Source organism: Vibrio sp. VGrn 2 (assembly GCF_009361695.1).
GTDB lineage: Bacteria > Pseudomonadota > Gammaproteobacteria > Enterobacterales > Vibrionaceae > Vibrio > Vibrio diabolicus.
Window position 1 is genome coordinate 311,239 of the sequence record NZ_RBWD01000002.1, and the last position, 13,260, is coordinate 324,498.

The 13,260-nt window shown below is 44.6% G+C and carries 11 protein-coding genes; 8 read left to right on the plus strand and 3 right to left on the minus strand.

Annotated elements, in window-relative coordinates; translation table 11 throughout:
* The first annotated feature begins 182 nt into the window (after nt 1-182).
* The 6 genes from D8S93_RS05305 (at nt 183) to D8S93_RS05330 (ending at nt 5,283) form a co-directional block, all read left to right on the plus strand.
* Nucleotides 183-878: a DUF2786 domain-containing protein gene (locus D8S93_RS05305; RefSeq protein ID WP_005395879.1), complete on the plus strand. Its 696-nt coding sequence runs from the start codon at nt 183-185 to the stop codon at nt 876-878.
* A 217-nt stretch (nt 879-1,095) separates the two neighbouring features.
* Nucleotides 1,096-1,755: an OmpA family protein gene (locus D8S93_RS05310; RefSeq protein ID WP_005377956.1), complete on the plus strand. Its 660-nt coding sequence runs from the start codon at nt 1,096-1,098 to the stop codon at nt 1,753-1,755.
* 76 nt (nt 1,756-1,831) lie between these two features.
* Complete coding sequence (locus D8S93_RS05315; RefSeq protein WP_152812324.1) at nt 1,832-2,809, plus strand: J domain-containing protein; 978 nt, start codon at nt 1,832-1,834, stop codon at nt 2,807-2,809.
* A gap of 177 nt (nt 2,810-2,986) precedes the next feature.
* Nucleotides 2,987-3,169: a hypothetical protein gene (locus D8S93_RS05320; RefSeq protein ID WP_005377960.1), complete on the plus strand. Its 183-nt coding sequence runs from the start codon at nt 2,987-2,989 to the stop codon at nt 3,167-3,169.
* Nucleotides 3,170-3,582: 413 nt separating this feature from the next.
* Nucleotides 3,583-3,975 carry a SulA-like leucine-rich domain-containing protein gene (locus D8S93_RS05325; RefSeq protein ID WP_109168452.1) on the plus strand — a complete coding sequence of 131 codons (393 nt, stop codon included), beginning with the start codon at nt 3,583-3,585 and terminating at the stop codon, nt 3,973-3,975.
* Between the two features lie 204 nt (nt 3,976-4,179).
* Nucleotides 4,180-5,283, plus strand: coding sequence for a phosphoribosylaminoimidazolesuccinocarboxamide synthase (locus D8S93_RS05330; protein ID WP_046874826.1), 1,104 nt, complete (start codon nt 4,180-4,182; stop codon nt 5,281-5,283).
* Between the two features lie 79 nt (nt 5,284-5,362).
* On the opposite strand, the gene D8S93_RS05335 is transcribed toward D8S93_RS05330, so the two are convergent.
* From D8S93_RS05335 to D8S93_RS05345, 3 genes are all read right to left on the minus strand, one after another.
* Nucleotides 5,363-7,036 (minus strand): alkaline phosphatase D family protein, encoded by a 1,674-nt coding sequence (locus D8S93_RS05335; RefSeq protein WP_152812326.1) that lies wholly within the window; start codon nt 7,034-7,036, stop codon nt 5,363-5,365.
* A 329-nt stretch (nt 7,037-7,365) separates the two neighbouring features.
* Nucleotides 7,366-7,743, minus strand: a complete 378-nt coding sequence (locus D8S93_RS05340) for a transporter (protein WP_152812328.1) — start codon at nt 7,741-7,743, stop codon at nt 7,366-7,368.
* Between the two features lie 288 nt (nt 7,744-8,031).
* A complete protein-coding gene (locus tag D8S93_RS05345; RefSeq protein ID WP_152812330.1) occupies nt 8,032-10,386 on the minus strand; it encodes a helicase-related protein in 2,355 nt (784 codons plus the stop codon).
* Between the two features lie 213 nt (nt 10,387-10,599).
* Between D8S93_RS05345 and D8S93_RS05350 the strand changes: the two genes are divergently transcribed.
* Nucleotides 10,600-12,288 (plus strand): NAD-dependent malic enzyme, encoded by a 1,689-nt coding sequence (locus D8S93_RS05350; protein WP_005395857.1) that lies wholly within the window; start codon nt 10,600-10,602, stop codon nt 12,286-12,288.
* A 154-nt stretch (nt 12,289-12,442) separates the two neighbouring features.
* On the plus strand, nt 12,443-13,177 hold the full coding sequence (locus D8S93_RS05355; RefSeq protein WP_152812332.1) for a vancomycin high temperature exclusion protein: 735 nt from the start codon (nt 12,443-12,445) through the stop codon (nt 13,175-13,177).
* Nucleotides 13,178-13,260: the final 83 nt, after the last annotated feature.

The following is a 13,260-nucleotide window of genomic DNA, read 5'->3' on the forward strand; positions in this document are numbered from 1 at the left end:
TTCTTAGACACAAGTACGACTTCATACTGATTATGACGAACTAAAACGCCTAGCCTCGCCTTCCGCGGGGCTTCTTTTTATGTCCATAAACCACCTTCACTCCCACCTTGTATTTCGTTTTTATGTCAAAAAAGGTAATATGTCTGACTTCATAAATTTTCTGCTTTCGTTACTGGTTGTCGATGGATAAACAAAAAGCTCTGAAAAAAATCGCCAAGTGCTTAGAACTGGGCAATTCCGCTAATGTTAATGAGGCTGCCAATGCTATCAAAATGGCACATCGCCTCATGCTCAAATATGGTCTGGATAAGGACGATATTGAGTTTATCAGAATGGGGAAAACACAGTCTTCCCACCTACTACCAGCGAATATCAGTTCTACCATATTGCGAGTGATTCGCGGCATTAACACTAAATTCGGTGTTGAAGCGGTGTTGTTGAATCACAAAGGGCTCAAACGTGTCGAGTTTATCGGTGAAGCAGATCGCGCGATTTTTGCTGCATTTGCTTTCGATATTATTTATCGCGAGATGAACGAAAGTACCGGACAATTCCGAAATAGTTTCGCAGGTACGGGCACCTCTTCTCAAGAGGTGACTCGCCGCGTGAACTCATTTGTATCTGGTTGGGTAGAGGGCGCGATAGAGAAACTTCCAGTCATTTCCCCAGACGAAGAGTCGGCCAACAAAATCAATGATTATATTGATAAAGAATTCCAAAACATTGACCGCGAAACCTTCAAGAAGCAACTGAAAGAAGCGATGAAAAACCTAACCGAAGACTACGAAGTGGGCTTGAAAAAAGGTAGAAGAGTCTCCGTTAACCGTGGTGTTGGCGGCGAGCAAGCGCGTAAAATGTTGGGCAATCCATCGAAATAACCAGAGCAGCAATTGATTGACGTAAGTTCCAATATTCCAATGTTATTGGGACCTACTTTTTGAAGTTGTGATAGTAACGATAAGAATTTTCTTACAGAAACTCTTATCAATCTTACTTTCTCATAACAAATATCAATGCTTACTTATTCATAATTCGCATCCCATTATGAGGCATGGTTTCGCCTCAGTTTTATACGGAGATTTTCCCTTGAAAAAGATGCCTATTGCACTAGCTCTAGTGCTAGCTCTTACTGGCTGTCAAGCCACTCAACGCCAAAATGCAACAACGGGTGAATACGAAACTAACTCAACCACGCAAGGCGCGCTTATTGGTGCTATCGCTGGTGCAGCAATCGGTCTAGCAACGGGCGATGACGCTAAAGAACGTCGTCAGCATGCGCTCATTGGTGCGGCCGCAGGCGGTGCGACTGGCGCTGGCGTTGGTTACTACTTTGACCAACAAGAAGCAGAATTGCGTCGCGCTTTGCTAAACTCTGGTGTACAGGTTCAGCGTGTTGGTGAGAACCAGCTTTTACTGCGTATGGAAAATGGTATCGGCTTCTCTTCAAGCTCTTACCAGCTTGATGCTAGCATTCATAATACGCTACGCGGTGTTGCTCGCATCTTGGTTGAATACCCAGATACCAGCCTTGTTATCGACGGTTACACTGATAGCACGGGCAGTGAGTCATACAACCAAACGTTGTCTGAGCGTCGTGCAGAGTCCGTACGTCAATTCCTAGTATCTCAAAACGTTGCACCTGGTCGTGCAATTGCACGTGGCTACGGCGAACGTAACCCAATTTGCTCAAACCAAACTTCTGAAGGTCGTGCGTGCAACCGTCGTGTTGAAATCCAGATCTTGCCACTGAAGTAATTTGGTTGCACCATAGCGGTAATAATAAAAAATTACCGGAGCAGGCCTAACCATAATCGTTAGGCCTGACATATCAATGTCTGTCAAAACGTCTGCCCTACTCTGCTTATTTAGCCTCAGCTTTTCTGGTTACCTGCTTGCCTCTCAGGCTCCAAATGACCCCATAGAACAATATGAGTATGCACAGCAATTATTGGCATCAAACAAAGCTGAAGCCTCACCAGAAACGCGTTACTGGCTAGAGCAATCCGCCAACCAAGGTTACCTCCCTGCGCAAAAACAGCTCGCGAACGACTTTGCTAAAGGGATAAATGGCGAAAAAAATGAAACACAAGCGTTATATTGGCTAACCTCTATCGCACTCAATGATCCAACCGATCAGGGCTTTCTTCTCGCTAACTTTATTCAGCGCAATCAAGATAAGGTCACAACTTCTCAATTGACTGAAGCCTTGTATCAAATGGCTTCTCAGCATAATCCAGCAGCAGAACAGGCTTATAATCAACTGTTAGAGCAGCGCTTCAATCAACTGCGAGCTAAACAAGTCTCACAAATAAAGTCGCTCGATAAAAAGGCGGAGCAAACACAAGAAGAGAAAAGCACAACAATTGCAAAACCCAACGTAGAATACTCGCAATTTTTATGGCTGATCTGGCTAGCGGCGATACTCATCATCAGCGGCTTAAGCTTCCTCGTAATCAAGAAACATAAGCAGAATAGAAAAGCGCTTGAAGCCAAAGAGGAAAACCAAAATCAGCGAATGGCGGCAAAAGTTAAAGAGCTAGAGTTTACGAACAAGCAACTGAAACGCCAGCTAGAGAAAGTATTCAAAGAATTTAAGAAATCCAAAACTCAGGTAGAGAACCATAAGCTAAGCGTCGCATGCGCCATGTTTGGCTACACACCACAACACATCCCTGATTTACAAGCAATAAAGCTACGCTATAGACAGCTATCAAAGCTTTATCATCCGGACACAAGAGGCAGTGAAGAAGAAATGAAGCGACTCAATCATGCCTTTAAGCTTGTCTCACAAAATGTTACAAAACAGTAAAAACAGGTCAGGAAACTTTGGCTAGCATGCTTCTAGAGCCATATAATCAAGCGCCGCAATCGATCTCCCTCTCAAACAAATTAACAGACATTTAACTTAAGTCTCGCTTTTATGCCATAATGCTCAGCGCAAAATAACACCTAACGACTCAAATTAATCTAGGTGGGGAGAAAATCAATGTTCACTGAAGAAGGCACCTGTGATTGGTGTAAAAAACCTAGTCTTGTAACTCGTCACGATTATTTAGATGGCAAGCACCATTACTCATGTAAAGCTTGTTACGACATGGCAAAAATCGACGTGCGCCTATTTAACCAAGGCGAATTGCAAATGCGCGAACGCTTGCAACGAGCGAGCTAAGCAAGACGGAATCAACGGAACTGATTTTCAAAAGCGCCTTTTAAGGCGCTTTTTTGATCGGCCAAGCCCTATTTCCAATCTCTATCTCGTATTCCCTCCTATCCTACATAGCATGTCGCATCGGTTATCAGCCCCTCTCCTACTGTATACAAACCACTGCCCGTGAAAAAACACCTGTATATACAGTAGTAACCCCCTGTATGTCTCTCGTCCAATTTTCTACTCATCTCACATTTTTAAATTGATGTTAGACATATCAGAAATGAAAAATAACCAAATAAATTCAGACACTTAAAATAAAACCCTTTTGTTTCCTTCTCAAAAAAACGCAAATAACTTTTGATAAACGGGTTGATCAGGTCGTCAAAACAAACTACTGTATACACATACAGCATGTATAAAGGAACAGTAAGATGCAGTTACAAAGTCAATCTCATACATACTCTCGTTACAACGTATTGGCACAAGCAACTCAGCCCATGGCCGTTTCGGATCAGCTTCTATCTAAGCTGGCTGTTTTATCGCAGCAGAAACAATGGATTTTGTTTACAGCAGACTGCCCTCGCCCTGACTTTGAACAACTCACTGCTTCTAATATTTGCTGTAGAAACGTGATTCAAATGAAGCCTTCTCAACAGCTTTCAGAAGTCGAGATCGTGATCAAAGCCATCCGATCAGGTAATGCCAGTGCTGTTGTCGCATCAAATAAAATTGCACTTATGAATCAATCGATGTTGCACGACATGGCGCAACGCTATCAGTGTGAAGTCTTTTTCGTCGAAGGCAGAGTTAATAAGTACCACTAATAAGTTCGACGCTATCCATCCTGCATCTCGCCTCCTTTTTAAGGGGGCTTTTTTTTGTATTAAAGAAAACAGGCAAACGTTTGCTTTTTCTCTGGCGAGTTAAAATAGTTCTGGTATGATGCCCACATTCGATTTATTCAGCGCCCACATTTTGCTGAATATCTTCTCTTTCTGACGTTTGATTAAGATGATAGGAATGTCGCAATGAGCCTTGCTAATCAAGTACTTGCCGTCAATGACGACCTGCCAATTCGCACCCATAAACCCGTTCATAGCGGAAAAGTTCGTTCAGTTTACTGGTTAACTGAAGAAGACAGCGCCCGACTGATCAAAGAAAAAGGATACGATGTCGCTCCAGATGCGCCTTTGGCTATCATGGTGATTAGCGACCGAATCTCTGCATTCGATTGTATTTGGCATGCTGAAGGTGGTCTTAATGGTGTCCCAGGTAAAGGGGCTGCGCTTAATGCGATTTCTAATCACTGGTTCAAACTGTTCAAAGAAAATGGCTTAGCAGATAGCCACATTCTAGACATTCCTCACCCTTTTGTTTGGATTGTACAAAAAGCCAAACCTGTAAAAATCGAAGCCATCTGCCGCAAATACATCACGGGTTCGATGTGGCGCGCTTACGCAAATGGCGAGCGCGAGTTTTGTGGAATCCAACTTCCTGAAGGGTTAGGAAAAGACAAAGCACTGCCAGAGTTGCTCATGACCCCATCCACAAAAGGTATTCTAAAAGGTATTCCCGGTGTGCCAGAAGCGGATGACGTTAATATTACTCGTCAAAATATCGTAGACAACTACGAAGAATTTAACTTCTCAAGCGCTGACGATATCGCACTCTACGAAAAACTGCTGAAAGAAGGTTTTAACGTTATCAGCCAAGCGTTAGAAGAAATCGACCAAATCTTTGTCGATACCAAATTCGAATTTGGTTATGTTCATGATGCCGCTGGCAATGAAAAGCTGATTTACATGGATGAAGTGGGTACACCAGACTCGTCTCGTATATGGGATGCTAAAGAGTACCAAGCAGGTCACATCGTAGAGAACTCAAAAGAAGGCTTCCGCCAGTTCCTACTTAACCACTTCCCTGACCCAGATATCTTGCTAAACAAAGAACGTATGCCAGAGCGCGAAGCACTCGCTCGTGATAATGCTTTACCCGTCGAATCTTTGATGGCGATTTCGAGCACCTACATTGGTATTGCCGAGAAGATTACAGGAAAGCCGATTCATTTGAGTGAGAATCCGAAAGCGGAAATCATCGAAGTACTGAGCAAAGAATACGGATTGATTGACTAGAACTGTCGCTAGATTAGCTAAACGCTTTCCAATAAAAAGTCCGCAATAGCCTGCGGACTTTTTTCGTATTAGGCTCAGTTTAGCCGATATTTAACGTAGTGCCATCTGTTGTGGAGGCTGACTTAGTCGTCACCTGATATGTTTTGTCTTTAATCGTTGATACGAAATACCAGGTCGACTCTGCTTTGTCGGGCGTAAAAGTAACGCGCATAAAGCCACGCTGCTTGATATCTGCCCACTGTAATTCTGACACTAAGTGCGGCAACGTGTATTCCATTTGAGCGATCGCAACAGGATCTAACGCTAGGTAGGCCTCTAGCCCAGGGGAACTCACCGAGCTAGTTGCAAACTCTACCCCGATAGGATGCTTAGATACGTCTTTAAGCTCACTTGCCCATGCGTTGTGCGTATCTCCTGCCAAGCAGACAAAGTTACCACTGCTGGCTTTGGCCAGTTGATAAACTTTCTCTCGCTCAACGTAGTAACCATCCCATGCATCTAGATTATATGGCAAAGCAATGGTATCTAAACTTGGGTCAGAGAGATAACCCGTAATCGCAGAGTTTACCGCCAATAACGCCTCTGTTTTTTGTTCTTCAGTGGCAGTAAACAATTGAAACATCGCGGCCATAACCGAACTTGGCAACTCCATACGAGACATTAACACTTGTTGCCCTAGCACATTCCAAGTTGCGTCGTGCGTACTGAACGCATCCATCAGCCAAGCGAGTTGGTCAGCGCCTAACAGCTCTCGGTCTTCGCTGCGCGACTGAGCAACTAAACCGCCAATCGCTTCCATCGTTGGAGAGCTGAGCGAGAAGTAATCCAACGGTTTATCACGCCCCACAAGTCGCGTATCGAGCACCATCAAATTGACTAAACTTCCAAACGAAAACTGACGGTAAATCAGCATGTTTGAGAAAGTGTTTTCACGAACGGGCAACCATTCTGTCCACGCGGCAGCCGCAGCTGCACGACGATCATTAAAACTGCCTTCCTCTTCTTGATGGTTTTCCGCACCATTTTTCCAAGTATCATTTGCAAGCTCATGGTCATCCCAGACAGCAATCATTGGTAGGCTCGCATGTAACGCTTGCAGATCAGCATCTTGGCGATATTGCGCATACCGTTTTCGGTAATCATCTAAGGTAATACATTCAGTGCCTTTGCTTGGCTCTCGCCCTAGTGCCTCAGCATCTTCACTAGCGTAGCCACCAGCACCATACTCATAAATGTAATCACCGAGATGAAGCACCACATCAAACGGGTCTTGTTCATGTTGATTTAAGATCTCTCGATACACATGGAAATAGCCTGCAGGATAGTTTGCACAAGAAACAACCGCCATGGATGCCTTTTCTACACCATCCTCTGGTAATGTTTGAGTTTGCCCGACTTCGCTAGTGACATCTCCAACCATGAATCGATAGTAGTAGCGAGAATTTGCGTTGAGATTTTGAACATCGACTTTTACCGTGAAATCTCGGCTCGTGTCTGTGGCAAAAGTGCCACTTTGCACGATATCAGTAAAATTTTCGTTAGATGAAACTTGCCAGCTTACATCTGCGTAGCTCGCTGAGGTTGTAACACGAGTCCAAATGATTACTTGTGTTTGAGTAGGATCTCCACTCGCCACTCCGTGCTCAAAGGTAACCGCAACAGACTCACTAGCATCGCTACCACAGCCCACCAGCCCGGTAACAATAGCCGTTGAAGAGGCAGCTTTCATAAAGTCTCGACGAGACAAAGACATATTGACTTCCTTTCTTATTGTGTTTGTTTTTATGCCCAAATGACGTGGTGACTCAATCATCCTTGTGTGCCAATAAGGGACGTTAATTCGAACTTACAGTACCAACCACTTAGTCGGTAATTTGTCCTAAAAACACAAAGTTAGAAGCTAGTTATGACAATTGCATTTCCAAACGTTACATTTTTGTTAATTTAAGTGCAAATACTCTATATTCATCACACTTCCAAGACCTGTGACAAAAACCTCAAAACAAAAAAGCGACCTACTTTGAGGTCGCTTTTCATTGCACTATTGTTAAGTAGTACATCGATGAAGTGGAAATACTCAGCCTAAAACTTGATGTTAAGAACATCTTGTTCTGACGTGTCCACTTTCAACTGACTGCGAGATTCTATGTACTCGATTTGCTGAACATCGAGCGAATATGGCATAACGACTCGCAATTCATTGATCCCTTCATGTTTAGCTAACTGGGTTAAGCGGACCAAATTGGATTCATCACTTTTACGAGAAGACATCGATTTTAATGCGGCATCCCACAACCGATCTTCAGGCTTGCTCAATTCCGCAATGTTCTGTTTCCACATCAAACCGAAAATAGGCGCGATGGTGGCAAATGCCTCTAAAAAGGTCCATTTTTTACTACCTGTTACCCCTAAAAAGCTAGTGTAGTCGAATTCAATGCACGTCTTTCCTTGTTGATCCATTCTATGCCCCCGACACTCGAAAATGAGATATACCAAATATCGTTCAACTGTTTTGATATAGCAATGGGATATAAAACATTCGTCTTTTATGCACTAATTTACATGCAAAAGGAAATATTAAAACCAGCTTTGTAACAACTGATGTACAGCTTCGCCATATATAAGCATTCAATTGATTAATATTTCAATTAAGAAACTAAAAACAACACGTAAGTAACGCTATCAATATGAAATCATTATAGATTCACCAAGAAAATATCCATTCTTGTCACAACGTCATCCGCCTACCTACTTCACATCAATCACTCGACTGGCCTTTTTATACTGTATCTTCCAACCAGCCCAGCGTGGCAGCTCCCAGCGCTTCGGGTCTCCCTTACGGTTTCCCTCTCGATAAATGACCTGTACCAGCTTGCGAGACGCGTAATACTCAACATCCAGTTGGAGTTCTGGCAGCGAAAGTTCTAAAGGGTACTGCTCCGTGAAATCGTCGTATTCCCATTCTGGAACACCGTTAAATGTTAAGTCTTCCGCTTCAAACAACGCCATATCATCGACATTTTCAACGCCTAATGTTTCCAACTGCTCCTTTAACCAGCTAGAAAATGTCAAGGAGGCCAAGTCGTTAACCTCTTCTCCTTCGACATTAAGGCCCAATGCGTTGTAGAGTTTCCAGTGTTGGATTTGTTGTTTTCTTTGAGAAGCAAAACCTGATAACAGTGTCTCGTCTTCTATCATTTCGACAATAGACTGAACAGCAACATCACCTTGTAACGCTTGGTGTTCAGAACAGACTGTTCGCCCGGCGTAGACCAAATGCATTGTTGCTCTTGGCGTCTCTTCTTCATAATTAGTCTCACCTTGTTGCCACTCCCCAAATTCAAGTTCGCGTAACAACGTCAGCGGGATAGGCATCATGACCGATGCGAGGTTTAGTGTTTGCTTAACACCTCGTCCTGGCACGCTATGGCTATCTAGCACAATGGCCGCTTCTTCTTTATCAGGAAAGCGGCTGTTACGCCCAACCAGCATCTCGACTACGCCATTTCCTAGAGCATCTCTTCGACGATCTCGTCGGACAAACACAAGCTCAGGGTGCAATGAGGCGATGGAGAAAAAGAGCGCTTCACGTTTATATCGAGAGGCAACGTCAAGTTCCGGTAATTCAAATACTTCTCGCATTTGTTGCGCTAAACCTTGTGCCTCTTCGAGTGCGCTGGCATCAATGACAATGCCCGGAAGTCGCTCCCCCCGGACCAAACGGATAAGCAAAGAGGCATCACATCCGTATGGCTCCTCTTGAGATAGAAGCTCAGCGACTTCACCACTTTGTCGCTGATAGAGTTGAGCAGGCACAGATAATGCTGCTGCCAAGTCAATCATTGCTTCCTTCTCTGTCTTCGCTTGAATTCTGGTAACGAGATCGGCAAACAGTGCATCAATGGGTAGTGGATATACTTTTCTCCCATGCTGCGTGACATTGCCATCCTCATCAATCGCTTCCATAGATAACAACGTCGAATGAGATGCCTCTAGCGACTTTGGAGGAATTGAGTCGAGAAAATCGAGTGTTGAAAGACGGTATCCACAACAAGCCGCTGCCAGCATGGGCTCGACGAGCTCTTCTCTGTGCAATTCTGGAGGCGTCACTAATTCTAAAGGCGCGTGTTCACCATATAGACGAATACAAGCCCCTTCAGCAACACGGCCCGCCCGCCCCATTCGCTGCGCGGCGCTGGCCTTAGAAATGTGGGTCAGCGTTAACGCTGTGCGACCGTTACGTTGAATGGTTCGACGCTCTAAGCCGCTATCAATGACAACTCGGATGTTAGGTATCGTTAAGGAGGTTTCCGCAACATTGGTTGCCAATACGACTTTTCGTTGTTTTTGCGTAGTTAACGCGCAGTGCCGTTCTTCATCACTAACCGAGGCATGAAGTTTGACCACCATGACATCGCCGCAACTTTGTAGCATCTGCGCACATTGGGTGATCTCTTTACGTCCTGGGAGAAAAACAAGAATATCGCCATCTTCATCTTTCAGTGCCTCTTTTACCGCTCCGACAACCTCCTGTTCACATCCCTTTTTGTTCGGTAAATAGCGGCTGTCTGTGGAACGATGTGTCACCGTGACTGGAAAGCAACGCCCTTCAGATCGCAGACGCTTCGCATTCAGGTAACGCGCTAGCTTTTCGCCCTCCAGCGTAGCGGAAGTGACGATCAACCGATGTTGATTTTCTTGCTTCAAAATTGCGGTTAATAGATCAATATCCCAGCGTCGCTCGTGAAATTCGTCCACTATCACGATATCGAAGCCTGCTAGCTTGTTTTCCGCAAACCAACGCAGTGCGACTCCCGGAGTCACAAATACAACTTCGGTTTTTTCATCAAAGTAGGCATGAAGCTTGATCGCGTAACCGACTTTGCGACCTATTGGCTCACCAGATTGCTCCGCAAGATATTCAGCCAGCGAGGTACAAGCAATTCGACGTGGTTCAATAACCAGCACGCGTCCGTGTTTTGCCGCCCACATAGGCAAACGGGTAGATTTACCTGACCCGGTTTCGGCTTCCACCACGAGATGGTTTTGGTTCACATGTTGGTCAAACTCAGCTTGCAGGCTGTCGATAGGTAGTTGAAACATAGAAATTAGATTTGATTTGATGATGCAGAACATTATACCCAAGTAAAAAAATCCTGCTTTAGGTATCTCTAAACAACCAATATTGCCGATATTTTCGGCGGTATCTGAGTTTTTTTGCGACATTACATTGATGTGCATCAACGCATGTTTACAACTAAATGGTGAACCCGTTAAAATTTGGTGCGCATCCTTCAACCCTACATAAGGCACCCAATGAACAACGATAAACGCCCACTATATATTCCATATGCGGGTCCGGCTCTTTTAGCAACCCCTCTTTTGAACAAAGGCAGTGCATTCTCTGCTGAAGAACGTAGTTCATTCAACTTAGAAGGCTTGCTTCCAGAGTCTACCGAAACAATCCAAGAGCAGGTGGAACGTGCCTACCAGCAATACAAGAGTTTCGAAAGCGATATGGATAAGCACATTTATCTGCGTAATATCCAAGACACCAACGAAACACTGTATTACCGCCTAGTGCAAAACCACATTTCTGAGATGATGCCTATCATCTATACGCCAACTGTCGGCGCAGCATGTGAAAACTTCTCTAACATTTACCGCCGTGGTCGTGGTCTATTCATTTCATATCCGAACCGTGACCGTATTGACGACTTGCTGAATAATGCAGCAAACCACAACGTTAAAGTGATTGTTGTGACAGATGGTGAACGTATCCTTGGCTTGGGTGACCAAGGTATCGGCGGCATGGGTATTCCTATTGGTAAACTGTCACTTTATACCGCGTGTGGTGGTATCAGCCCTGCTTACACGCTACCAATCGTGCTTGATGTGGGTACCAATAACCCGCAACGTTTAGCTGATCCGATGTACATGGGTTGGCGTCACCCTCGTATTACGGGTGCAGAATACGATGCATTTGTAGAAGAGTTTATTCAAGCAGTACAGCGCCGTTGGCCTGATGCCTTGATCCAGTTCGAAGACTTTGCTCAGAAAAATGCGATGCCTCTTCTTGAGCGTTACAAAGATCGCGTGTGCTGCTTCAATGATGATATTCAAGGCACGGCGGCCGTTACTGTTGGCTCTCTACTTGCAGCCTGTAAAGCAGCAGGTACTCAGCTGTCTAAACAGCGTATCACCTTCTTGGGCGCTGGCTCTGCTGGTTGCGGTATCGCAGAAGCGATCATCGCACAAATGGTATCGGAAGGGATTTCTGACGAGCAAGCTCGCTCACAAGTTTACATGGTTGACCGTTGGGGTCTGTTACAAGAAGGTATGCCTAACCTTCTTGATTTCCAACAACGCCTGGTGCAGAAACATACCAATACGAAAGAGTGGGAAAATGAAGGAAATGGCTTCTCACTACTCGATGTTATGCGTAACGCCAAGCCAACGGTACTAATTGGTGTTTCTGGTGCTCCTGGCCTATTTAGCCAAGAAGTCATCGAAGAAATGCATAAACACTGTAAGCGTCCGATTGTCTTCCCACTGTCGAACCCAACAAGCCGCGTAGAAGCAACACCGAACGACATCATTCGTTGGACAAATGGTGAAGCACTGGTTGCAACAGGTAGCCCATTTGAGCCTGTGGTTCATGAAGGTCGCACTTACCCTATTGCCCAATGTAACAACAGCTACATCTTCCCTGGCATTGGCCTTGGTGTACTTGCTGTAAACGCAAAACGTGTCACCGACGAGATGCTAATGGAATCAAGCCGTGCGCTCGCAACATGCTCTCCTCTAGCAATCAACGGTCGTGGTGCGCTACTTCCACCGTTGGAAGAGATCCACTCGGTATCGAAAAAGATCGCGTTTGCTGTTGGTAAGAAGGCAATCGAACAAGGTGTCGCATTAGAAATCACTGATGAAGCATTGAACGTGGCGATTGAACAATCGTTCTGGCAGCCGGTTTACCGTCGTTACAAACGCACTGCGTTCTAAGCTTGAGACATTTCGTTTAATAATTAGCCCCTACCATGTAGGGGCTTTTATTTTTTTATCATCCTAACCAGATTTTGGCATAAATGGGCTTCTCTCTTTTTGTTTCTATCAGATATGATGAGAACTACATTTTTAGTTAAGGATATAAAACGTTTTGTTGTTTTCTCGCATAAGATCAAAGTGGAAGCTGAAATTTTCCTGGAAGCGACTTGCTTTGATTTTGTCGATCTCTGTACTTAGTCTGCTTGTTTCTGTTATTGCCATCGACCGGTGGGTGGTTTTACAAGCCAAAGAAAGCATTTTCACTGAATACGAACAAATACCTCAACATGAGGTTGCTGTGGTTCTCGGTACCAGTAAATACATCGGTAAGATCCTCAACACTTACTACACTCATCGAATTAATGCGGCGATTGAGCTTTACAACCAAGGCAAAGTAAAACAGTTTTTATTGAGTGGCGATAACGCCCATCGCTCCTACAACGAACCGTGGACGATGAAACGCGACTTACTTAAAGCCGGCGTGCCTGAGGAAGTGATTCACCTTGATTATGCTGGCTTTCGTACTCTAGATTCGATTGTGAGGGCGAAAAAGATTTTTGCTTCGGAGCGCTTTCTGATTGTGACTCAGCGCTTTCATTGTGAGCGAGCGCTGTTTATTGCCGATGCTTACAACATTGATGCGCAGTGTCTTGCGGTAGCAGGACCTACGACAAACAAACAAAAAACATCAATGCGTATTCGAGAGTTGCTCGCCCGTGTGAAAGCCTTTTTAGACCTCTACATTATTAATACGCAGCCCAAGTTTCTTGGTCCTCAAGAGCCTATCGTTGCAGTAAAAGAGCCAAATAAAGCAGCTAACGAGCCTCTTCAAGTCCCCGTCGAATAGAGGAATAACGTGGCTCACAAGGCTAATAACATTTCTATAAAACAAATGGGTAGTTTTCTACCCATTTCCAATTCTCAACATCA

Excerpts from the sequence above, each read along its gene's own strand:
- D8S93_RS05305 (WP_005395879.1), top strand. The coding sequence starts at position 183 with ATGGATAAACAAAAAGCTCTGAAAAAAATCGCCAAGTGCTTAGAACTG.
- D8S93_RS05310 (WP_005377956.1), top strand. The coding sequence starts at position 1,096 with ATGCCTATTGCACTAGCTCTAGTGCTAGCTCTTACTGGCTGTCAAGCC.
- D8S93_RS05315 (WP_152812324.1), top strand. The coding sequence starts at position 1,832 with ATGTCTGTCAAAACGTCTGCCCTACTCTGCTTATTTAGCCTCAGCTTT.
- D8S93_RS05320 (WP_005377960.1), top strand. The coding sequence starts at position 2,987 with ATGTTCACTGAAGAAGGCACCTGTGATTGGTGTAAAAAACCTAGTCTT.
- D8S93_RS05325 (WP_109168452.1), top strand. The coding sequence starts at position 3,583 with ATGCAGTTACAAAGTCAATCTCATACATACTCTCGTTACAACGTATTG.
- D8S93_RS05330 (WP_046874826.1), top strand. The coding sequence starts at position 4,180 with ATGAGCCTTGCTAATCAAGTACTTGCCGTCAATGACGACCTGCCAATT.
- D8S93_RS05335 (WP_152812326.1), bottom strand. The coding sequence starts at position 7,036 with ATGTCTTTGTCTCGTCGAGACTTTATGAAAGCTGCCTCTTCAACGGCT.
- D8S93_RS05340 (WP_152812328.1), bottom strand. The coding sequence starts at position 7,743 with ATGGATCAACAAGGAAAGACGTGCATTGAATTCGACTACACTAGCTTT.
- D8S93_RS05345 (WP_152812330.1), bottom strand. The coding sequence starts at position 10,386 with ATGTTTCAACTACCTATCGACAGCCTGCAAGCTGAGTTTGACCAACAT.
- D8S93_RS05350 (WP_005395857.1), top strand. The coding sequence starts at position 10,600 with ATGAACAACGATAAACGCCCACTATATATTCCATATGCGGGTCCGGCT.